The sequence below is a fragment of the Actinomadura oligospora ATCC 43269 genome, assembly GCF_000518265.1.
Taxonomy (GTDB): Bacteria; Actinomycetota; Actinomycetes; order Streptosporangiales; family Streptosporangiaceae; genus Spirillospora; species Spirillospora oligospora.
Genome location: NZ_JADG01000003.1, coordinates 294,689 through 315,930, shown reverse-complemented (window position 1 = coordinate 315,930; position 21,242 = coordinate 294,689). Strand labels below are relative to the sequence as shown.

21 protein-coding genes are annotated in these 21,242 nt (G+C 73.1%); 5 read left to right on the top strand and 16 right to left on the bottom strand.

What is annotated here, in order from left to right; genetic code table 11:
- Nucleotides 1-67: 67 nt before the first annotated feature.
- The 3 genes from P696_RS42490 to P696_RS42480 form a co-directional block, all read right to left on the bottom strand.
- Nucleotides 68-976 (bottom strand): hypothetical protein, encoded by a 909-nt coding sequence (locus tag P696_RS42490; protein ID WP_051466549.1) that lies wholly within the window; start codon nucleotides 974-976, stop codon nucleotides 68-70.
- On the bottom strand, nucleotides 973-2,004 hold the full coding sequence (locus P696_RS42485) for a S66 peptidase family protein (RefSeq protein WP_084336647.1): 1,032 nt from the start codon (nucleotides 2,002-2,004) through the stop codon (nucleotides 973-975). The genes P696_RS42490 and P696_RS42485 overlap by 4 nt, the downstream gene beginning before the upstream one ends.
- 114 nt (nucleotides 2,005-2,118) lie before the next feature.
- On the bottom strand, nucleotides 2,119-2,964 hold the full coding sequence (locus tag P696_RS42480) for an SIR2 family NAD-dependent protein deacylase (protein WP_084336645.1): 846 nt from the start codon (nucleotides 2,962-2,964) through the stop codon (nucleotides 2,119-2,121).
- Between the two features lie 152 nt (nucleotides 2,965-3,116).
- On the opposite strand from P696_RS42480, the gene P696_RS0101410 reads away from it, so the two are divergent.
- A complete protein-coding gene (locus tag P696_RS0101410; RefSeq protein ID WP_026410939.1) occupies nucleotides 3,117-4,109 on the top strand; it encodes a sulfotransferase in 993 nt (330 codons plus the stop codon).
- 46 nt (nucleotides 4,110-4,155) lie between these two features.
- Here P696_RS0101410 and P696_RS0101405 read toward each other — a convergent pair whose 3' ends face one another.
- The 3 genes from P696_RS0101405 to P696_RS42475 all read right to left on the bottom strand — a co-directional run bounded on the left by P696_RS0101405 (nucleotide 4,156) and on the right by P696_RS42475 (nucleotide 7,125).
- The gene (locus P696_RS0101405) at nucleotides 4,156-4,320 is read right to left on the bottom strand and encodes a hypothetical protein (protein WP_157429453.1); all 165 of its coding nucleotides are present in this window, start codon (nucleotides 4,318-4,320) and stop codon (nucleotides 4,156-4,158) included.
- Nucleotides 4,321-4,469: 149 nt separating this feature from the next.
- Nucleotides 4,470-5,066, bottom strand: coding sequence for a hypothetical protein (locus P696_RS0101400; protein ID WP_157429452.1), 597 nt, complete (start codon nucleotides 5,064-5,066; stop codon nucleotides 4,470-4,472).
- Between the two features lie 142 nt (nucleotides 5,067-5,208).
- On the bottom strand, nucleotides 5,209-7,125 hold the full coding sequence (locus P696_RS42475) for an ABC transporter ATP-binding protein (RefSeq protein ID WP_425394126.1): 1,917 nt from the start codon (nucleotides 7,123-7,125) through the stop codon (nucleotides 5,209-5,211).
- Nucleotides 7,126-7,440: 315 nt separating this feature from the next.
- Between P696_RS42475 and P696_RS0101390 the strand changes: the two genes are divergently transcribed.
- Nucleotides 7,441-9,366, top strand: coding sequence for a Xaa-Pro dipeptidyl-peptidase (locus P696_RS0101390; RefSeq protein ID WP_026410936.1), 1,926 nt, complete (start codon nucleotides 7,441-7,443; stop codon nucleotides 9,364-9,366).
- A 200-nt stretch (nucleotides 9,367-9,566) separates the two neighbouring features.
- Here the strand turns inward: P696_RS0101390 and P696_RS0101385 are convergent, their stop codons facing one another.
- The 3 genes from P696_RS0101385 to P696_RS0101375 all read right to left on the bottom strand — a co-directional run bounded on the left by P696_RS0101385 (nucleotide 9,567) and on the right by P696_RS0101375 (nucleotide 12,525).
- Entirely contained in the window at nucleotides 9,567-10,388 is an 822-nt protein-coding gene (locus tag P696_RS0101385) for an enoyl-CoA hydratase/isomerase family protein (RefSeq protein WP_026410935.1), read from the bottom strand.
- 209 nt (nucleotides 10,389-10,597) lie between these two features.
- Complete coding sequence (locus tag P696_RS0101380) at nucleotides 10,598-10,810, bottom strand: helix-turn-helix domain-containing protein (protein WP_012852589.1); 213 nt, start codon at nucleotides 10,808-10,810, stop codon at nucleotides 10,598-10,600.
- Nucleotides 10,811-10,926: 116 nt separating this feature from the next.
- Entirely contained in the window at nucleotides 10,927-12,525 is a 1,599-nt protein-coding gene (locus P696_RS0101375) for an ABC-F family ATP-binding cassette domain-containing protein (RefSeq protein ID WP_026410934.1), read from the bottom strand.
- 194 nt (nucleotides 12,526-12,719) lie between these two features.
- On the opposite strand from P696_RS0101375, the gene P696_RS0101370 reads away from it, so the two are divergent.
- The 3 genes from P696_RS0101370 to P696_RS42470 all read left to right on the top strand — a co-directional run bounded on the left by P696_RS0101370 (nucleotide 12,720) and on the right by P696_RS42470 (nucleotide 15,296).
- Nucleotides 12,720-13,484 (top strand): VOC family protein, encoded by a 765-nt coding sequence (locus P696_RS0101370; protein WP_170026285.1) that lies wholly within the window; start codon nucleotides 12,720-12,722, stop codon nucleotides 13,482-13,484.
- An 88-nt stretch (nucleotides 13,485-13,572) separates the two neighbouring features.
- The gene (locus tag P696_RS0101365; protein ID WP_026410932.1) at nucleotides 13,573-13,968 is read left to right on the top strand and encodes a hypothetical protein; all 396 of its coding nucleotides are present in this window, start codon (nucleotides 13,573-13,575) and stop codon (nucleotides 13,966-13,968) included.
- A gap of 173 nt (nucleotides 13,969-14,141) precedes the next feature.
- Complete coding sequence (locus tag P696_RS42470) at nucleotides 14,142-15,296, top strand: EAL domain-containing protein (RefSeq protein WP_051466547.1); 1,155 nt, start codon at nucleotides 14,142-14,144, stop codon at nucleotides 15,294-15,296.
- Between the two features lie 6 nt (nucleotides 15,297-15,302).
- On the opposite strand, the gene P696_RS0101355 is transcribed toward P696_RS42470, so the two are convergent.
- The 7 genes from P696_RS0101355 to sufC form a co-directional block, all read right to left on the bottom strand.
- Complete coding sequence (locus P696_RS0101355) at nucleotides 15,303-15,938, bottom strand: response regulator (RefSeq protein ID WP_026410931.1); 636 nt, start codon at nucleotides 15,936-15,938, stop codon at nucleotides 15,303-15,305.
- The gene (locus P696_RS0101350) at nucleotides 15,935-17,107 is read right to left on the bottom strand and encodes a sensor histidine kinase (RefSeq protein WP_026410930.1); all 1,173 of its coding nucleotides are present in this window, start codon (nucleotides 17,105-17,107) and stop codon (nucleotides 15,935-15,937) included. The genes P696_RS0101355 and P696_RS0101350 overlap by 4 nt, the downstream gene beginning before the upstream one ends.
- A gap of 264 nt (nucleotides 17,108-17,371) precedes the next feature.
- The gene (locus tag P696_RS0101340) at nucleotides 17,372-18,151 is read right to left on the bottom strand and encodes a class I SAM-dependent methyltransferase (protein WP_026410929.1); all 780 of its coding nucleotides are present in this window, start codon (nucleotides 18,149-18,151) and stop codon (nucleotides 17,372-17,374) included.
- Nucleotides 18,152-18,253: 102 nt separating this feature from the next.
- On the bottom strand, nucleotides 18,254-18,706 hold the full coding sequence (locus P696_RS0101335; RefSeq protein WP_425394118.1) for a metal-sulfur cluster assembly factor: 453 nt from the start codon (nucleotides 18,704-18,706) through the stop codon (nucleotides 18,254-18,256).
- Complete coding sequence (sufU, locus tag P696_RS0101330) at nucleotides 18,703-19,161, bottom strand: Fe-S cluster assembly sulfur transfer protein SufU (protein WP_026410927.1); 459 nt, start codon at nucleotides 19,159-19,161, stop codon at nucleotides 18,703-18,705. Before sufU ends, P696_RS0101335 begins: the two co-directional genes overlap by 4 nt.
- A 52-nt stretch (nucleotides 19,162-19,213) precedes the next feature.
- Nucleotides 19,214-20,476: a cysteine desulfurase gene (locus P696_RS0101325; RefSeq protein ID WP_026410926.1), complete on the bottom strand. Its 1,263-nt coding sequence runs from the start codon at nucleotides 20,474-20,476 to the stop codon at nucleotides 19,214-19,216.
- Nucleotides 20,473-21,240, bottom strand: coding sequence for a Fe-S cluster assembly ATPase SufC (gene sufC / locus P696_RS0101320; RefSeq protein WP_026410925.1), 768 nt, complete (start codon nucleotides 21,238-21,240; stop codon nucleotides 20,473-20,475). The genes P696_RS0101325 and sufC overlap by 4 nt, the downstream gene beginning before the upstream one ends.
- Nucleotides 21,241-21,242: the final 2 nt, after the last annotated feature.

Sequence of the window (21,242 nt, the reverse complement as noted above, 5' to 3'; positions counted from 1 at the left end):
CCGGTCCCGAAGCCATAGGAAAAGCCCGGAAGCCCGCACAGGCGGCGCCTCCGGGCTTTCCGATGTTCTAGAGCGGCTCGGCGCGCTCGCTGCGGGACGCCGGGCCGACGACGGCCGCCGCGAACCCCTCGGGCAGCACGACCGTGCCGTCCTGGTAGCGCAGGTCGAGCCGGTCCATCTGGCCCGCCCGCCACCAGTACACGTGCGGGCTGAGCGACCCCGGCCCCTCCTCGTAGGCGTTCCGGGCGTGCGAGTGCAGCTCGTGCGCGGCGATGGCCGCGGCCCGGTACCGGACGCGGGGCGACGGGTCCGACGACCGCAGCGGGTGGACGATCACCAGGCTGCGGTTCGGGACGGTCACCAGCGCGCCGTGCGGGCCGATGTGCAGGTACTCCTCCAGCCACGCCAGGTGCGTCGCGGTGTAGGCCGTCCAGCCGGACAGCACCGCCACCCGCACCTGGCCGAGGTCGTGCTCGTCCACCCGGAGCGGGCCGTCCGCGCGGACGTTGGCCCGGCCCAGCATGAACAGCGCGTCGCCCGAGACCGGCCAGCCGCCCGCCTCCTGGGAGGTGACCGTCCGGACGGCGGTCGGGGTGTCCACGACCACGGCCTCGATCAGGCCCGGCGCGAACGGCCGGGCGGCGAGGCCGCCGATGTCGGCCGCGCTCTGGTAGAGCCGGGTGCGCAGCAGGTGCTGGGCCAGGTCGAAGTCCGCCAGGTCCAGCGGCTCCTCCAGCGCCGTGGTGAGCGTGGTGATGTGGTCCGACACGAGCGCGGGCCAGTCGTCGCGCGGGATCAGCCGGGCGATCTGCCGCAGGTCCCGCATCCCGACGTGCAGCCGGGTGGGCCCCTCCAGCAGCATCACCTCGGCCGACACCGCGCGGCAGGTGTAGCCGAGGCTCTCGGCGACCAGCACCACCAGCGAGTCGAGCGTTCCGTCGGCCGCGGGGTCGTGCCGGGAGTGCCGTCCGGTCATCCGAGACCTCCGAGGAGGTGGCGGGCGCCGGTGGAAAGGACGGCCGGCGCTCCGAGTTCGAGGGTGAGCTGGCGTGGGCCGTGCCCGGCGGGCAGCCCCGCCAGCACCGGCACGCCAAGCGGGGCGAGGCGGGCCGCGAGCACGGCCTCGGCCTCGGCGGGGTCGCCGCAGTCGTGGAAGGAGCCGAGCGCGATCCCGGCCGCGCCGTCCAGCCAGCCGGACTGGAGCAGCTGGGTGAGCATCCGGTCGAGCCGGTACGGCTCCTCGGTGACGTCCTCCAGGAGGACGATCCTCCCGGCGGCCGGGGGCGGGGCGTGCGGGGTGCCGAGCAGCGCGGTCAGAAGCGACAGCGTGCCGCCGGTCAGGAGACCCTCGGCGTGGCCGTCCCTGATGACCGAGGTCCCGGGCGCTTCGATCGTTCCACTACCGAACAGCGCGGCGCGCAGGCCCGCCACGGCGCCCTCGCCATCCTCGCCGTCGTCCGGTCCGGCCACGATCTGGGACGCGACCATGGGCCCGAAGGACGTGGTGATCCCGAACCGCGCGCCGAACGCGGAGTGCAGCGCGGTGATGTCGCTGGAACCGTGCAGGATCTTCGGCTCCGGGCCGGTCGCCGCGGCGAGCGCGGCCCAGTCGAGGTGGTCCAGCAGGCGGGTCGCGCCGTAGCCGCCCCGCGCGCACAGCACGGCTCGCACGGACGGGTCGCACCAGGCGTCGGCCAGGTCGGCGGCGCGGTCGGCGTCGGTCCCCGCGAGCCGGTACCAGTCGTCCCGGACCGCGTGCCCCGCGTCAGGCCCGCCTTCGCTCAGGTTGGCCGCGTCCAGGGTGTGCTTGCCGACCGTGACGTCCAGGCCCAGGCCGCGCAGCAACGCGCACCCGGCCGCCAGGCGTTCCGGATCCACCCGGCCGCTGGGGGCGATGATCGCCACCCGGTCGCCCGGACGGAGCCGGACGTGCCTGCGGGGCCGGGAGCCGGGCGGACCGTCACGGCCGTCCCGCTCCGTCTCGCGAGCGCCCCCGCTGCTCAACCCGTTCCCTCCTCGCACCGCGATCCCTAGAGCTTGTCAGCAGATGTCGTCCGATGGAAGGGGCGTCTGGTCACGACGTGCCAACGGTTCGTGACCATGCCCCGGCTCCGTCCCTCAGCCGGCCGGACCGCCCGTCGGGCCGTCCTTCGCGCCGTCCTCCGAACCGCCCGGATCGTCGCCCGTGACGGCGGAGACCAGGCGGGGCAGCGCCTCCCCGATGGGGGCGCGGACGATCGCGTGCGCCATCGGATCGTAGGGGGTCGGCTCGGCGTTCATGATCACCAGCCGGGCGCCGTGGTCGACGGCCTCGCCGCACAGCCCGGCGGCCGGGTGGACGGTCAGCGAGGTGCCCACGGCCAGCAGCAGGTCACAGGAGCGGGCGGCGGCGACCGAGGCGTCCAGGACGTCCTCCCGGAGCGCCTGGCCGAACGAGATCGTCGCGGACTTCTGGATGCCGCCGCACTCCGGGCACGGCGGGTCGTCCTCACCGGCCTCGACCCGCGCCAGCACCTCCGGCATCGGGGTGCGCAGGCCGCAGGACAGGCACTCGGCCTCCAGCATCGTGCCGTGGATCTCCAGCACCAGCGCCGGGTCGGACCCGGCGGCCTGGTGGAGGCCGTCGATGTTCTGGGTGACCAGGCCGTTCAGCCGTCCGGCGCGCTCCAGGGCCACCAGGGCCGCGTGGCCGGCGTTCGGCCGGGCGTCCCACGCGGGGTGGGCGAGCCGGGCCCGCCAGGCGTTGCGGCGCACCTCGGGGTCGGAGATGTAGGCCCCGATGGTGGACATCGCGGCGGCGGCCGGGTCCTTGGTCCACACGCCCTGCGGGCCCCGGAAATCCGGGATCCCGCTGTCGGTGCTGATCCCGGCCCCGGTGAGCACGGTGATCCGCCGGGCGGCGACCATCAGCGACCCGGCGCGCTCCACGTCGCCCGGACCGGCCCCGGGGGGTGCTGCTGCCATGCCACCAGCCTAGGGCCGGAGCGCCCCGGTTCCGACCGTCTCGCCCGTCCGGCCCGGTCCGGAGGGAATCGCGCTGCCGGGCGAAACACGCGGCGCCGCTCTGGGCGTGGCGGGCCTGAGAGGGCCCGCGGAATGAGAAACTGAGGGCTCGTATGAGGTCGACGCCGCACATCCTGGTGATCAACGGGACCAAGGTCCGCCGCCCCGTGTTCATCCTGGGATCCCCCCACTCAGGCGCGGACGTGCTCGCCCGCGCCGTCAAGCGTTCCGCCGGATTTCACCTGACGGCGGGCCGCCCGAACGTGCTGCGCCTGGTCTACGCCTACGCCCGGCGCCCGTCGATCGCGACGGGACGCGGGGTCGGGGCCGCCCGGGTGCTGCGCGACGCCTACGCCGAGAGCTGGCAGATCACGCCCGGCGGCTGCCGGGAGTGCCCGGCCGACTGCCGCGCGCTGGCGGGCCTGCCGCCCGTCCCGCCCGGGGCCGCGGGCCGGTTCCGGCCGGACGCGGGCCGTCCGGCGGCGGGCCGTCCGGCGGAGGAGCCGTGCGTCGAGCCGCGCGGCGTGGAGCGGTTCGCCGACGCCACGCCCGACCTGCTGTACAGCGCCGACGTGCTCCTGGACGCCTTCCCCGACGCCCAGTTCGTCCAGGTGATCAGGGACGGCCGGGACGTCGTCGCCGAGATGCTCGCCGACGACGGCTGCCTGGGCTGGTTCCGGCCGGGCCTGTCGAACCTGGACGAGGTGTTCCCCAACCCGTTCCTCGGCGTCGAGGAGGAGGACGAGCGCCGCCGCTGGCCCAGCGCGGCCCTCGCGGTGAAGTGCGCGCTGCGCTGGCGCGGCTCGGTGCGGCTCTCGGCGCGGCTGCGCGCCCAGGTCCCCGAGGACCAGCTGCACACCGTCCGGTTCGAGGACCTGGCGGCCCATCCCCGGCGGACCTCCAAGGCCGTCTCGGAGTACCTGGAGGCGCCGCTGTCGCCGGGCGTGATGGCCGGGCTCGTCCGGTCCGGCGCCCCGGCCGACCACACCGACCCCGAGCGCCGCGTCGGGATCTGGCGCGACCGCCTCACGCCGCGCCAGATCGTCCAGGTCGAGCGGATCGCGGGCAACGAGCTGCACCGCCTCGGCTACCGCCTCAGCGACTGACCCGTCCCTCCGCCCTCCCCGCCTCCGCCGGATCAGGGCGGGGAGGTCAGCGTCGGGCGGGGTCGGCGAGGGGGACGCGGCGGGCGTCGCGGCGCAGCTCGGGCCCGAGCCAGCCGATCGCCACCCCCGCCGCGCCGAGCCCCACCAGGAGCACCGTGTACCGGCCCGTCCCGGTGCGGACGAGCCGGTCCGGGCGGATCTCCACGCGCATGATCTTCTCCTCGGACCTCGCGGGTGCGGCGTCCATCGTGGTGCGCGGACATGGCCGCCGTGTGGCCGCTCCGGCGCGCCGGAAGGAAGACCCAGGAAACCGCATCGACACCCGAGATGTCCGACATTCCGGAAAACCTGGATGCGGGGTCACTTCCGCCAGCGGGGCTGCTGGTCCTTCGGCGTCGTGGTGCAGGTGTAGCCGACCCCCTGGGCGGTCTTGCCCTTGGCGGCCTGCGGCGCGCAGAACGCCCCCGGGCGGACGGCCCCGGGAACGGTCACGGTGCCCGTCTCCGCCGGAGCCCACCGGGCCCGTCCCCCGTTGCTCGACTTCGTGCAGGTCGCGCCCTTGCCCTCGGAGGTCTGGCCGACCGCGCCCGCGTCCGAGCAGTAGGTGCCCACCTGGACGCTCCCCGTGGCGGCGGGCGCGATCCCGGCGGGGGCGGCGGTCCAGCGGGGCTGCTTCTCGCCGTTCTTCAGGGTGCACATGGCGGCCTTGCCGTCGGACGAGCGGGCCACCACCCCGATGTCCATGCAGGTCCTGCCCACGTGCACCGACGCCTGATGCGCCGCCACCGGGGCCATCGCCCTGGGCCTCGCGTTCGCCGCGCTCTCGGTCCCCTTCGCCATCCCGCCCGCGCCCCCGGCCTCGGCCCTGGTCGCGTCCTTGTCCGCGCCGCAGGCCGCGCCCGCGAAGGCCACCGCCGCCAGCATCAGCACGGCCCCTGTCGTACGCATTCTCGTCATCGCGTGCCACCCCCCGTTTGTTCTGTCGCGTTGACAGACATCACCTTACGGAAAGTGATCGCACGATCACGGTATTGCGACGTCGTGGCTGGTCGGCGGCGTGAGACCGGTGACGACACCGGGTCAGTCGGCCGTCCGGCGGTCAGTCGGCGGCGAGGGCGGGCGCGGCGTCGGCTCGTCCCTCCTGGCGGGCGAACTGGGTGCGGTACAGCTCGGCGTACAGGCCACCGCCCGCGAGCAGGTCCTCGTGCCGTCCGTGCTCGACGATCCGCCCGCCGTCGACCACCAGGATCTGGTCCGCCTCGCGGATCGTGGACAGCCGGTGCGCGATCACCAGGGACGTCCGGCCCGCGAGCGCGGTCGCCAGGGCCCGCTGGACGGCCGCCTCGGACTCGGAGTCCAGGTGCGCGGTCGCCTCGTCCAGGACGACCACCGAGGGGGCCTTGAGCAGCAGGCGGGCGATGGCCAGGCGCTGCTTCTCGCCGCCCGACAGCCGGTAGCCGCGGTCGCCGACCACGGTGTCCAGGCCGTCGGGCATGTCGGCGATCAGCTCCCCGACCTGCGCCGCCTCGAGCGCCGCGGTGATCTGCTCGTCGGTCGCGTCCGGACGGGCGTACCGCATGTTCTCGCGGATGGAGTCGTGGAACAGGTGCGCGTCCTGGCTGACGACCCCGACGCGGGCGCGGAGCGAGTCGAGCGTGACGTCCCGGACGTCCTGCCCGCCGATCCGGAGCGCGCCGCCGGACACGTCGTACAGCCGCGACACCAGGTGCGTGATCGTGGACTTGCCCGCCCCCGACGGCCCGACCAGCGCGACGAGCCGTCCCGGCTCGGCGGTGAAGTCCACGTCGAACAGCACGTCGCGGGCGGGCGCGGTGTCGCTGCGCGCGATCGACTCCAGCGAGGCCAGCGAGACCTCCTCGCCGGACGGGTAGCTGAACGACACGTGGTCGAACTCGATCGCGGGCGCCTCGTCCTCGTCCACGGTGAGCGGCGTGGCGTCGTCCTTGTCGTCGATGAGCGGCTTGAGGTCGAGCACCTCGAAGACGCGGTCGAAGCTGACCAGTGCGGTCATCACGTCCACGTGCACGTTGGACAGCGCGGTCAGCGGCCCGTACATGCGGGTCAGCAGGGTCGCGAGGGCGACCAGGGTGCCCAGCTGGAAGCTGCCGTCCACGACCAGCGCGCCGCCGACGCCGTAGACCATCGCGGTCGCGAGCGCGGCGACCAGGGTCAGCGCGGTGAAGAACACCCGGCCGTACATGGCCGAGACGACGCCGATGTCGCGGACGCGGGCGGCCCGTCCGGCGAAGGTCTCCTCCTCCTCGGCCGGACGGCCGTAGAGCTTGGCGAGCATCGCCCCGGCGACGTTGAACCGCTCGGTCATCAGCGAGCTCATCTCGGCGTCCAGCTGCATCTGCTCGCGGCTGACGGCCTGCAGCCGCTTGCCGACCCACTTGGCGGGCAGCACGAAGATCGGGAGCAGCAGGAGCGCGATCAGGGTGACCTGCCAGGACAGCACCAGCATCGTGACCAGCACCAGGACCAGGCTGATCACGTTGGACACCACCGAGGACAGCGTGGTCGTCAGGGCCCGCTGCGCGCCGATCACGTCGCTGTTGAGGCGGCTGATCAGCGAGCCGGTCTGGGCGCGCATGAAGAACGCGACGGGCTGCCGCTGGACGTGCCCGAACACCTGTGTCCGCAGGTCGTAGATCAGGCCCTCGCCGATCCGCGCCGAGTACCAGCGCTGGGCGAGCCCGAGCACGGCCTCCAGCAGCGCCAGGGCCGCCACGGTGAGCGCCAGGCCGACCACGACGCCCTTGTCGCGCGGGATGATCCCGTGGTCGATGATCCCCTTCAGCAGCAGCGGGTTGGCCACCACGATCACCGCGCCGAGCGCGTTCAACGCCAGGAACAGCACCAGGTCGCGGACGTAGGGCCGGGCGTACCCGGCGATCCGCTTGACGGTCCCCTTGGCCAGCTTCTTCTGCGTGACCGAGCTGTCCCGCCGGAACGAGGCCATCACCTGCCAGCCGTTCCCCGGCATCCCGGGCATCCCCATTCAGGCCCTCCCAAGGTCCTCGCGGACGTGGACGTCGCGCGGCACGGACACCGGCCGGCGCACGTCGTCGAGCGAACGTAATCAAGTAAGCATCTCAGCTCGCACCGTGGACAACGTCCCGGAGGCGTCGCGCCTTCCCGATCCCGCGCCCGGATCCCGCGCCCCCGTCCCCGGGCGCCGTTCCCGGCCGCGCCGCGGCCGGGATCCCGGTCCGATCCAGGTCACCACCCTTCCCAAATTCGATCTTGTGGGGTTCACTCCCATGTGACATTTCAGTCACTACCGGCTCATATCCCCCCAGGAGCCCCCATGAAGCGATTCCTCACGGCGGGCGCGGCCGCCGTCGCCGTCGTGACGCTCACCGCGCTCGCGCCGGACGCGTCCGCCGCGACCCCGGGCAGACCGGCAACGAAGCCCACAGAGAAGACGTCCGCCCAGGTCAGGGACGGCGAGACGCAGCCCGTGTTCTCCCGGGCGGACGCGATCAGCCAGGCCGTCGACATCGAGACCACGGTCGACAGCGACCGGGACGGCAAGCGCGACACCGTCCGGCTGCGGATCATGCGCCCGAAGGAGACCGGGCAGGGCCTCAAGGTCCCGACGATCATGGAGCCGAGCCCGTACTGGGCGGGCATCCTGGACGTCCCGAACCACCCGGTGGACATCGGCGGGACCAGCAGCCTGGCCGCCACCCGGTTCCAGCGGAACCTCGCCGAGGTCTTCCCCGGCTACTACGACAACTACTTCCTGCCGCGCGGGTACGCCGTCGCTGACCTGGACAGCGTCGGCACCGGCGGCTCGACCGGCTGCCCGACGTCCGGCGCGCGCAACGAACAGGCGGGCGCGAAGGCCGCGGTGGACTGGCTGAACGGCCGGGCGCGCGGCTGGGCCCCGGACGGGACGCCGGTGAAGGCCGACTGGTCCACCGGGAACGTCGGCATGATCGGCCAGTCCTACGACGGGACGCTGCCGAACATGGCCGCCGCGACCGGCGTGGACGGCCTGAAGGCCATCGTCCCGATCGCGGGCATCTCCGACTGGTACGGGTACTACCGCGACAACGGCGGGGTGATCGCGCCCGGCGGATACCAGGGCGAGGACCTGGACGTGCTCGCCAAGGCCGTCCTGACGCGGAAGAACCCCGAGGTCTGCAAGCAGGTCATCGACGAGATCGAGGCGCGCCAGGACCGCGACACCGGCGACTACAGCCCCTTCTGGGACGACCGTAACTACGTCAAGGACGCCAGGAAGGTGAAGGCGGCCGTGATGGTGGTGCACGGCCTGAACGACTGGAACGTCAAGACCGAGCAGTCCGTCCGGTGGTGGAACGCCCTGAAGAAGGCGGGCGTCCCGCACAAGCTGTGGCTGCACCAGGCCAACCACGCCACCCCGTTCCGCTGGCGCATCGACGAGTGGCTGCGCCAGACGCACCACTGGTTCGACCGGTACCTGTACGGGATCCGCAACGGCATCGAGAACGAGCCGAAGGTGGACATCCAGCACCCGGACGGCTCGTGGGAGACCGCCAAGGACTGGCCGCTCCCCGGCACCCGCACGCTTCCGGTCAGCCTGAACCCCGGATCCGGCTCCGGCGGCCAGCCCGGCGTCCTCGGGACGCGTCCCCGGAGCGGCGCGCCGCAGGCGTTCACCGACGAGGGCCGCACCCGCACCGCCGAGCAGTTGCTCACCGGCGAGGACAAGGCCGACCCGAACCGGCTGGCCTACCTGACCGGGCCGCTGTCCAAGCCGCTGCGGCTGGACGGCATCCCGAAGGCCGACATCCGCGCCTCGCTCAACGGCTCGTCGCCCTACCTGACCGCACTGCTGGTGGACTACGGCACCGACACGCGGCCCACCGGTGCCCGGGTCACCACGACCGACAAGGTCTGCTACGGCCAGAGCGTCCCAGGTGACGAGGGCTGCACCCTCCGGCAGGAGCTCGCCACCGAGACGGCCCCCTACAAGATCATCACGCGGGGCTGGCTGGACGCGCGCAACCGGAGCTCGATCTCCCGCAGCGAGCCGCTCACGCCCGGGAAGACCTACTCCTTCCGCTGGGACATGCAGCCCACCGACTACACGGTCAAGGCGGGACACCGGCTGGGCGTGATCATCCTGTCGACCGACTACGACTACACACTCCGCCACCCGGCGGGCACCGCGGTCACCCTCCGGCCGGGCGCGAGCCGCGTCCTGCTTCCGGTCGCCCCGGGCGGAGATACTTCGCTCAAGTAACCGAAATATCCGAAAACTTCGAGACAGTCCCCCTGAGGACTGGCCGAAATCCTGATCTCTCCGCAAGAATGGCACCGCCGTGCGGACGGGCGCGCCGTCCGCACGGCGGGTTTTCTCCACTTGACCGAATGGGAAGTGGAACGTTCCGCACCGGCCACGACAGCGTGGCCGGTGCGGAAGAGTTCACAGGGGCAGGCGGGTCAGCCGCTGAAGGCGGCGGCCAGCGCGCGCAGCCGGACGAGCTGCTCACGCCGCTCGGCGGCGCGCTGCTCGTCCAGGGTGTTCTGCGGGGCCTCGAGCAGCAGCCGCTTGGTGGCGACGGCGGCCTCGGCGTTGACCGCGAGCAGCTCGGCCGTGAGGGCCTCCACCGCCGCGTCGAGGCCGTCCGACGGGACGACCCGCTCGACGAAGCCGAGTCGGGCCGCCTCGGCGGCGTCCACGGTCCGGGCGGTGAGGCAGAGCTCCATCGCCCGGTTGACGCCCACGATCTCGACCAGGGGTTTGGTGCCGGTCAGGTCCGGCACCAGGCCGAGCGCGGGCTCCTTCATGCAGAACTTCGCGTCCTCCGCGGCGATCCGGATGTCGCAGGCCAGCGCGAGCTGGAAGCCCCCGCCGATCGCGTGCCCGTGCACCGCCGCGACGGTGACGATCTCCGGATTCCGCAGCCAGGTGTAGCCCTCCTGCAGGCCCGCGATGAACCGGTCGCCCGTCTCATCGTCGGCCCCGAAGGGGAACCCCCCTTCCCCGCCGGAGAACATCGACAGGTCGATGCCGGCGGAGAACGACGGGCCGTCGCCGCGGAGGACGACGACCCGCACCTCCGGCGGCAGCGTGCGGCCGATGGCCGCCAGCGACCGCCAGGTGGCGAACGTCATGGCGTTGCGCCGCTCGGGCCGGGCGAGCGTGACGGTCGCGACCGCCCCGTCCACCTCGAGCCGCAGCCCGCCCTCGGCGAGCTCCGCCTCGGTGGGCGGTCCCGCCGTCGTGGCCGGTTCCGGCCGTCCCAGCTCCGCGTCCGCCATGACATACCCCTTCTCCGCTGTGTCGACGTGCAGCACGGCGGACGGGGCGACCCGCGCGCGGCACGCGCGGGGACGGTACCCGGCCCGCCGTCGCGACCGAACCCTACTCGGTCGTCCGCGACGGCAGGTCAGGCGGTCCGCCCGTCCGGAGGGACGCGCCGTGCCTCGTGCGGCAGTGCACGCCGGTTCCCACCGGACCAGGCCCGGGGTCAGGACTTCTTGCCGCGGGTCGCCCCTCCGCGACCGCGCAGGTTGACGCCGGATTCGGTGAGAATCCGGTGGATGAAGCCGTAGGAGCGGCCGGTGGCGGCTGCCAGGGCGCGGATGCTCTCGCCGGAGTCGTACCTCTTCTTGAGTTCCGCCGCCAGCTTGTCGCGCTCGGCACCGGTCACGCGGGTGCCCTTCTTGAGGGTCTCGGCCACGAGTACCTCCCGTAGTGATGTGGTGACCGCTGCGTTATCCCCCGCCATGATCAGTCATTCCCGCGCGTTCGGCTACCCACTCCGCCAGAAAAGATCTGTCGAACTCCCCATGCAGGTCACGCAAGTGCCACCAGATCGGCAAACTCGTCACTCCAGATGTCCTCGACCCCATCTGGAAGCAAAATCACTCTTTCCGGCCGGAGCGCCGACACCGCACCCTCATCGTGCGTCACCAGGACGATGGCCCCGGCGAAGGTGCGCAGCGCCGCGAGGATCTCCTCGCGGGACGCGGGGTCGAGGTTGTTGGTCGGCTCGTCCAGCAGCAGCACGTTGGCGCTGGAGACGACCAGCATGGCGAGCGCGAGCCTGGTCTTCTCGCCGCCGGACAGCACGCCGGCGGGCTTGTCCACGTCGTCCCCGGAGAACAGGAACGAGCCGAGGATCTTGCGGACCTCGACCGGCGGGAGGTCCGGCGCGGCGGACTGCATGTTCTCCAGCACCGAGCGCTCGACCTCGAGGGTCTCGTGCTCCTGGGCGTAGTAGCCGATCCGCAGCCCGTGCCCGGGGACGACCTTCCCGGTGTCGGACTTGTCCTGGCCCGCCAGCAGGCGCAGGAGCGTGGTCTTGCCCGCGCCGTTCAGGCCCAGGATGACCACCCGGCTGCCGCGGTCCACGGCGAGGGAGACATCGGTGAAGATCTCCAAGGAACCGTACGACTTGGACAAACCTTCCGCGGTGAGCGGGGTCTTGCCGCACGGGGCCGGGTCGGGGAAGCGGATCTTGGCGACCTTGTCGGCCTGCCGCTCGTCCTCCACGCCCGCCAGCAGCTGCCGGGCCCGCCGGTCCATCTGCTGGGCCGCCTTGGCCTTGGTGGCCTTGGCGCGCATCTTGTCGGCCTGGGACAGCAGCGTGGACGCCTGGCGCTGGGCGTTGGCGCGTTCCCGCTTGCGGCGGCGCTCGTCGGTCTCGCGCGCCTCCTGGTACTTCTTCCAGCCGACGTTGTAGATGTCGACGATGCTGCGGTTGGCGTCCAGGTGGAACACCCGGTTCACGACCACGTCCAGCAGCTCCACGTCGTGGCTGATCACCACCAGGCCGCCCTGGTGCGACTTGAGGAAGTCGCGCAGCCACATGATCGAGTCGGCGTCCAGGTGGTTGGTCGGCTCGTCCAGCAGCAGGGTGTCGGCGCCGGAGAACAGGATGCGGGCCAGCTCGACGCGGCGGCGCTGGCCGCCCGACAGGGTGCCGAGCGGCTGTCCGAGGACGCGGTCGGGCAGCCCCAGGCTGGACGCGATCGACGCCGCCTCGGCCTCGGCCGAGTAGCCGCCGAGGATGTGCAGCCGCTCCTCCAGCCGTCCGTACTGCCGGACGGCCTTGTCCCGGTCGGCGCCGGTCTTGGTGGCCATCCGCTCCTCGGCCGCGCGCAGCTTGCGGATCACCTCGTCCAGGCCCCGGGCGGACAGGATCCGGTCGCGGGCGAGCTCTTCCAGGTCGACCCCGCGCGGGTCCTGCGGCAGGTAGCCGAGCGTGCCGGAGCGGGTGACCCCGCCCGCGGCGGGCTGCGCGTCCCCGGCGAGCACCTTGGTGAGCGTGGTCTTGCCCGCGCCGTTGCGCCCGACCAGGCCGACCCGGTCGCCGGGGTTGACCCGGAAGGTGGCGCCCTCGATCAGCAGCCGGGCCCCGGCGCGCAGCTCGATGTCGTTCGCGATGATCACAAGTGTTTCCCTGACAGATGAGGCGGGTGGAGGCGCAGCCGATCAGTCTACGTGGACGGCCCGCCCGGTCCGGCCATGCCGAAAACCTTCAAACGCATGTACGAACGCTGGGCGTGGCGAGAACATGCCCGGGAAGACCACCCGAGGGGCCGGGACCCACCCGGCCACGACAAGGGGGAACCGTGATGGTCCGCGTGACCAGCAATCCACCGCTCGGCACTCCGAGCTACGTCGACATCGGCATCCCGGACATCGCGCGCGCGAAGACGTTCTACGGCGGGCTGTTCGGCTGGAGCTTCCAGAACCTCGGCCCGGACGCCATGGGCTACGAGGCCGTCATGCTAAACGGCCAGATGATCGCGGGCATGGTCCAGGTGCCCGCGGACAGCACCGGCGGCCGCCACTGGTGGAACCTGTACTTCGCGACCGACGACGCCGACGGGACGATCAAGCGGATCGCCGACGCGGGCGGCGAGGTCGTCCAGCCCGTCGGGGACGTGTTCGAGCACGGCCGGATGGCCATGGCGAAGGACCCGTCCGGCGCGCAGTTCGGGCTCTGGCAGGGCAAGTCCATGCCGGGCTCGGGCATCGTCAACGAGCCGGGCTCGTTCGCCTGGGAGGAGCTCCACACCCGCGACACCGCCGCGGCGCGCTCCTTCTACCAGACGGTGTTCGACCTGCGTCCGGAGAAGGTCGACGCCGGGCCGGACGAGGAGTTCCACGTGCTCGCCCGCCCGGACAACCGGCCGATCGGCGGGATCGCGCGCGACGAGAAGCGCGAGTTCCCGCTGTGGGTCATGTACTTCGAGGTGACCGACACCGACCAGGCCGTCCAGCGGGTGAAGGACGGCGGCGGCGTCCTCAGGGGCGGCCCGTGGGACACCCCGTACGGCCGGATGGCCGACGTCAGGGACCCGTTCGGCGTCGAGTTCCGGATGATCCACAGCACCGCACAGTGACGCGGATCGCCGCCGCCCCGCAGGCCGTCCGAAGGCGGGTGCCGCGAACGGCTGTCCGCTGTGCCGCTGATCGGGAAAGATGTCCTCCATGTGGTTGGCTCCCGAACGCAGGTCGGCACGTCGGTGGGCGGTTCCCGTCCTCGTCCTCGGCGCGGGTCTGGTGGTCGGCGGGGTCCTGCTGGCGGACGGCCGCCGGGGCACCGCGCTGGTCGCCCTGGCGGTGCTCGCCGGGTACGCGGCGCATCTGGCGTACCGGCGGGACGAGCAGGGCTTGGCGATCAGCGAGGCGTTCGGCCGCGGACACCGGGGCCGGACGCACCTGAAGGCGGCGGCGATGACCGGCGACGTCCTGTCGGCGGGCCTGGTGGCCGCGCTGGTCGTCCAGGCGCTCCGGGGCGCCGACGTCGCGCCCTACGCCTGGCTCGCGCTCCTCGCCGGTGTCACCTACCTCCTGTCCGCCCTGACCGGTGGCCGCGCCCCCTAGCAGCCGCGTCCCCTTGCGGCGGCGTCCTTTGTGGCGGCGTCCTCGAAGCCTTCGGCGGCGGGGCGTAGTCGGGCGTCCGACAGGCGGTGAGGTTCGTCGCGCGGTGACGAAATGTTGGTGAACGGCGGCTGACGACGCTCGTTTTACCCGCTTTGACCAGCGATGATGCGGTCGTGTCACCGCAAGAAGTTCTGATCCCGGCCCGGGAGCTGTTCCAGCCGGTCATCGACCTGGAGTCGGGCGCGGTCGTCGCGGTCGAGGCGCTCGCCCCGGACGCCGGGGCGCTGCCGCTCGACCCGAGGCTGAGCCCCGAGCCCACCGACGACGCGGTCCGCGCCGATCTCGGGCGCGCCGCGCACGCCGCCGGGGCGGGCGCCCTGCTGCCCACCCGGCTGCCCCTGCTGGTGACGGTCCGCGCCGAGACGGTCGCGCGCGGGGAACCGGTGCTGACCGAGCTGCACCGGCGGCTCGCCGCGACCGGACGGCGGCCCGGCGAGTTCATCGTCTCGGTCGCCGGGGGCTTCCCGCCGTTCCAGCGGCAGGCCGTCGCCGCCGGGCTGCACGCCCTGCGCCGGGCCGGGTACCTGGTCGGCCTGGGCGAGCTGGGCGCCGCCCACGCCCCGCTGGACCTGCTCGCCGAGACCGTCCCCTACCTGGTCGCGGTGCATCCCGACCTCGTCCGGCGGGCGCCGACCGACCCGCGCAGGGAGGCGCTGGTGCGGGCGCTGGTGGAACTGGCGCACGGCCTCGGCACCCACCTGCTCACGCCCGGCCTGGCCACCGAGCAGCAGGTGCTCCAGCAGCGCGGGCTGGGCGTCCGGCTGGCTCAGGGCCCGGCGTTCGCGCCCCCGGGATGGCGGCCCGGGGAACCGGTCACGGTCCCGGTGGCCGGACGCGACGCGCCCGGCCCGGCCCGTCCGGCGGCGGCGGACCTCGGGCCGCGCGTCTCGGAGTTCACCATCCCGGCCATGACGCTGCCCGAGACCGTCACCGCCGACGAGGTCCTCACCACGCTGAACGCCGAGACGGGCGCGACGAGCGTCGTCCTGGTGGACGCGCGCCAGCGGCCGGTCGCGAGCGTCGACCGGACCCGGTTCCTGCTGAAGCTGTCCGGGGCGTACGGGCACGCGCTGCACGCGCACCGGCCCGCCGTCCGGCTCGCCGACGCCCCGCGTCCGGTGCCGCGCACCGTCCCGGCCGTCGCCGCGCTGCGCGCGGCCGGGCAGGACGCCGAGCGCGTGTACGACGACCTGGTCGTCACCGACGAGCTCGGCCGCTGCCTCGGGATCGTCCGGGTGGCCGACCTGATCCGTGGCATGGCCCCCTGAGCGGGGTCAGCGGAGCTCGTCGCCGTGCTCGCGGGCCACGATCGCGGCCTGCACCCGGCTGCGCAGCCCCAGCTTGGCCAGGATGCGGCTGACGTGCGTCTTCGCGGTCGTCTCCGCCATCTCCAGGCGTTCGGCGATCTGCTGGTTCGACAGGCCGTCCCCCAGGCACGCCAGGACGTCCCGCTCGCGCGGGGTGAGCACGTCCAGCGCCACGGGCTCGGCGGGCGCGGGCGCGGCGGCGAACGCGCCGATCAGCCGCCGGGTGACCTGCGGCGCGATCACCCCCTCCCCCGCCGCGACCGTCCGGACGGCGTCCACCAGCCGGTCGGCGTCCACGTCCTTCAGCAGGAACCCGGCCGCGCCCGCGCGCAGGGCCCCGAACACGTGCTCGTCGGCGTCGAACGTCGTCAGCACCAGCACGTCGGCGAGCCCGGCGACCTCGCGGGTCGCGGCGATCCCGTCCATCCTCGGCATACGGACGTCCATCAGGACCACGTCCGGCCGCAGCTCGCGGGTCAGCGCGACGGCCTCCTCGCCGTCGGCGGCCTCCGCGACCACCTCCACGTCCGGGGCCGCGCGCAGGATCAGCGCGATCCCGGCCCGCACCGCCGCCTGGTCGTCGGCCACCAGCACCCTGATCACCGTGTGCCCCCTCCGTCCACCCCTCCGTCGAGGGGCAGCTCCGCCCGCACCACCCAGGCCCCGCCGTGCGCCCCGGCGGCGAACTCCCCGCCGAGCAGCGTGGCCCGCTCCCGCATTCCGATCAGCCCGGCGCCCGCGCCCGGCAACTCCGACGCCCCGCCGAGCGGGCTGGTCACGCGCACCGCCACCCGTCCCGTCCCGTAGGTCAGCCGGACCTCGGCCCGCCCCGGGCCGCCGTGCTTGAGCGCGTTCGTCAGCGACTCCTGGACGATCCGGTAGGCGGCCAGCTCGACGGCCGCCGGCGGCGCGTACGGCTCCCCCACGACCTCCAGCCGCGCCGACAGGTCCGAGCGCGCGGCGTGCGCGACCAGGCGGTCCAGCTCAGCCAGCCGGGGCGCGGCGGGCGGGTCGGCCCCCTCCTCCCGCAGCAGGCCGATCATGCGCCGCATCTCGGTCAGCCCCTGCACGCTGTTCTCCCGGATGACCTCCATGGCCCGCCGCAGGCCCTCCTCGTCCAGGTCGCGCACCCGCAGCAGCGCCGTCGCGTGCAGCGCCACCGCGCTCAGGTGGTTGGCGACCACGTCGTGCAGCTCCCGCGCCATCCGCGCCCGCTCGGCCGTCACGGCGGCCAGCCGGTCCATCTCCGCCAGCCGCGCCACCTGCCCGGCCCGCTCCCGCTCGGCCTCCGCGCGGTCCCGGTGCTCCCGGACGATCATGGCGGTCAGCACCGGCGTCAGCCAGGTCGTCCCGGCGACCGCGCCGAGCACCACGCCGGGCCCGAGCCTGCCGACCAGCAGCCCGACCCCGGCCACCACCGACAGCGAGGCCCCGACCGTCGTGCCGAGCAGCCATCGCACCGCCGCGCGCGGCCCGTACAGCGTCGCCGCGTACAGCGCGTCGGTGTAGATCACCGCGCCGCCCAGGCTCGGCCCGAGGATCACCTCGAAGAGGTTCCCGGCCGTCGAGATCGCCAGCCCGGTCATGGGGGCCGTCCGCCGGAACAGCATCCCGACGCACATCACGGCCAGCGGGACGGCCCGGAGCCCGATCGGCGCGCTCCAGCCGTGCACCGTCCACCGCACGTACCCGTGGGCGAACAGCAGCAGGACGCCGCCCGCGAAAGCGAGCGGCGCGATCATGGCGTCCTGCCTGGTGGTGAGGCGCTGCACCCCCCTATCCCAGCACCACCGCGGACCTCCCGCGCCCTCCCCCGGGCCGGACCCGCCTACATCCTTCGGAGTACACCCGATCTCCGGCCCGCCGACGATGTCCCCGCAGGCCGAGGCCGCGACGATGGAGGCATGCACGCCTGGTACCCCCATCTCACGGGCCATCCGCCCTCCGGAGCGGCGCTCCAGGCTCTGATCGTCCTGATCCTGGTCTGGACCATCGCCGCCCTCCGCCGCCACCGCCGGTAGCCGGCGCCGCGCGGCTCAGCGGGCGACGGCGCGGATGGTGAGGGTGATCAGGGGGAGGTCGAACTCGCCGGCGGCGGTGTCCGGGGTGGCGCGCAGGTGGTCGACGATCCTGTTCAGGAGGGCCTCGCGCTTCGGGGCGTCCATGATCAGGACGTGTGAGTGGGTGCCGATCGTCGCGGCCATCGACTCGGCCGTCCGGCGCTGGAGGTGCGGGAACTCGGTGCGCTCGACGTGGGGGAACAGCGGGTGGTCCGGCAGCCGCCTGGCGCGCCCCTGCTCGACCGCGAAGCCGCCGCGGGCGATCCGCTTCATCTCGGCCACCCACGGGACCGCGGTGTCGTACCGGTTCCAGAGGGCGCCCATGACGCCTCCCGGCGTCAGGACGCGGTGCATCTCCGGGTACGCCCGGTCCAGGTCGAACCACTGCATCGCCTGGCCCGCCAGGACGGCGTCGACCGAGCCGTCCGGCAGCGGGATCTCCTCGGCGGTGCCCTGGAGGGCGGTCACACCGGGGTGGGCCCGGCGCAGCTCGGCCAGCATCGCCGCGTCGGGCTCGACAGCGGTGATCGCCTCGGCCGGGATCCCGGCCTCGAGCAGGACGCCGGTCAGCTTGCCCGTCCCGGCCCCCAGATCGAGCACACGGGCCGGACGGCCCGGAAGGCGGTCCAGCGCCCACCGGACGGCCGCGACCGGGTAGTCGGGGCGCTCGGCGGCGTAGGCGGCCGCGTTCGCGCCGAAGGACGCGGCGCGGCGGGCCCGGAGTTCCTCGGGTGACTCGGGGAGGGCGTCCTGCATGGGGACAAGGCTAGGACGGCGGAGGCCGCACCCCGATTCGGGGTGCGGCCTCCGCACGACGCCTCAGGTCAGGCGTCCGGGGCCCCGCAGGGGCCGGACGGATCAGACGTTGAAGCCGAGGGCGCGCAGCTGGTCCCGGCCCTCGTCGGTGATCTTGTCCGGGCCCCACGGCGGCAGCCAGACCCAGTTGATCTTCACGTCCTTGACCAGGCCCTCCAGCGCGCTGTGCGCCTGGTCCTCGATCACGTCGGTGAGCGGACACGCGGCGCTGGTCAGCGTCATGTCCAGGGTGGCCACCTCGTCGGCGATGGTCACCCCGTAGACCAGGCCCAGGTCCACGACGTTGATGCCGAGCTCCGGGTCCACCACGTCGCGGAGAGCCTCCAGGATCTCCTCGTCCGGGGTGGCGTCGGGCTCGGGGGCCGGAGTGCCCGGCACGGCCTCGGCGGCCGTCTCGGGCTCGCTGACGGCCTCGGCGGCCGTCTCGGTGACGGCCGAGGGCTCCACGGCCGTGGCGACCTCGGCGGTCTCGGTTTCGGTGGCGTTCTCGCTCATGCTGCCTCTCCCAGGGCGCGGGCGGTCGCGTCCTTGAACGCCATCCAGGCGAGCAGGGCGCACTTGATCCGGGCGGGGTACTTCGACACCCCGGCGAAGGCGATGGCGTCCTCCAGGACGTCCTCGTCCAGTTCGACGTCCTGGCCGCGCGACTGCATCAGCGCGAGGAACTCCTCGCCGACGCCCATCGCCTCCTTGACGGACTTTCCGATGACCAGGTCGGTCATGACCGACGCGCTGGCCTGGCTGATCGAGCAGCCCATGGCGTCGTACGAGACGTCCGCGACGACCGCGTCCCGGCCCACGCCGTCCAGGTGGACGCGCACCGTCGCCTCGTCCCCGCAGGTGGGGTTGACGTGGTGCGCCTCGCCCTCGAACGGCTCCCGCAGCCCCTTGTGATGGGGATTGCGGTAATGGTCCAGGATGACCTCCTGGTACATCGCCTCAAGCTGCATGGCTTCCGTTTCCTCGTGAGGGGCCTTCGTCGTTCTTCAACAGCCCGCTGGATCAGGCTGTTCCGAAGAACTTCTGCGCCTGCCGGACGCCGTCGGCGAGGGCGTCGACGTCCGCCAGGGTGTTGTGCACGTAGAAGGACGCCCGGGTCGTCGCGGGGATGCCGAACCGGCGGCAGATCGGCTTGGCGCAGTGGTGTCCGACCCGGACCTCCACGCCCAGCTCGTCCAGCACCTGGCCGACGTCGTGCGGGTGGATCTCCTCCACCGTGAACGACACCGCGCCGCCGCGCGCCTCGGTCGTGCCCGGGCCGATGACCCGCACGCCCGCGATCTCGCCGAGCCGCTCCAGGGCGTACCCGGTGAGCGTGACCTCGTGCGCGTGGACGTTCGCCATGCCGAGGTCCGACAGGTAGTCGACCGCCGCGCCGAGCGCCACGGCCTGCGCCACGTTCGGCGACCCGGCCTCGAACCGCTGCGGCGGCGGCATGAAGGTGGTGCCCTCCATCGTGACGGTCTCGATCATCGAGCCGCCGGTGATGAACGGGGGCATCGCCTCCAGCAGCTCCGAGCGGCCCCACAGCACGCCGATCCCGGTCGGGCCGAGCATCTTGTGGCCCGAGAACACCAGGAAGTCGGCGCCGAGGGACGCCACGTCCACCGGCATGTGCGGCACCGACTGCGCGGCGTCCAGCACGACCAGCGCGCCGACCTGGCGGGCCCGCGCGGCGATCAGCTCGACCGGCGGGACGGTGCCGAGCACGTTCGACTGGTGCGTGAGCGCGACCAGCTTGGTCCGCTCGTTCACCAGCGAGTCGAGCTCGGACAGGTCCAGGCGGCCCTCGTCGGTGATCCCGAACCAGCGCAGCGTCGCGCCCGTCCGCTGGCAGAGCTGCTGCCAGGGGACGAGGTTGGCGTGATGCTCCATCTCGGTGACGAGGACCTCGTCGCCCGGACCCACCTTGAACCGGTCGGCCTCGGGACCGAACGTGGCGGCGTTGCTCATCGCGTACGCCACCAGGTTGATCGCCTCGGTCGCGTTCTTGGTGAACACGATCTCGCCCGGCACGGCCCCGACGAACCGCGCGATCTTCTCGCGCGCGCTCTCGAACGCGTCCGTCGCCTCCTCGGCGAGCAGGTGCGCGCCCCGGTGGACGGCCGCGTTGCGCTTCTCGTAGAACTCCCGCTCGGCGTCCAGCACCTGGACCGGCTTCTGCGAGGTCGCCCCGGAGTCCAGGTAGATCAGCGGGTTCCCGCCCCGGACCGTCCGCTGGAGGAGGGGGAAGTCCTTCTTGATCTCCTCGGGCAACAGGGTCATGCCGACGCGCCCGCCTTCACGTACTTCTCGTAGCCCTCGCTCTCGAGCTGGTCGGCCAGCTCCGGGCCGCCCTGCTCGACGATCCGGCCGCCGGCGAACACGTGCACGAAGTCCGGCTTCACGTACCGCAGGATGCGGGTGTAGTGCGTGATCAGCAGGACGCCGGTCTCGGGGTCGCCGTCGTGGAACCGGTTGATGCCCTCGGAGACGACCTTCAGGGCGTCCACGTCCAGGCCGGAGTCGGTCTCGTCCAGCACCGCGATCTTCGGCTTGAGCATCTCCAGCTGGAGGATCTCGTGCCGCTTCTTCTCGCCGCCGGAGAAGCCCTCGTTCAGCGAGCGCTGGGCGAACGCCGGGTCGATGGACAGCGCGTCCATCGCGGCCTTGGTCTCCTTGGCGAACACGCGCAGCTTCGGCGCCTCGCCGCGGACGGCGGTGACGGCCGAGCGCAGGAAGTTCGACACCGACACGCCCGGCACCTCCACCGGGTACTGCATCGCCAGGAACAGGCCCGCGCGGGCCCGCTCGTCGACGCTCATCTCCAGGACGTCCTCGCCGTCCAGGGTGACCGTGCCGGAGGTGACGGTGTACTTCGGGTGGCCCGCGATCGCGTAGGCGAGCGTGGACTTGCCGGACCCGTTCGGGCCCATGATCGCGTGCGTCTCGCCCGCCTTGACGGTCAGGTCGACGCCGCGCAGGATCTCCTTCGCGTCCTCGCCCGCTCCGACGGAGACGTGCAGGTCGCGGATCTCAAGGGTGGCCATAT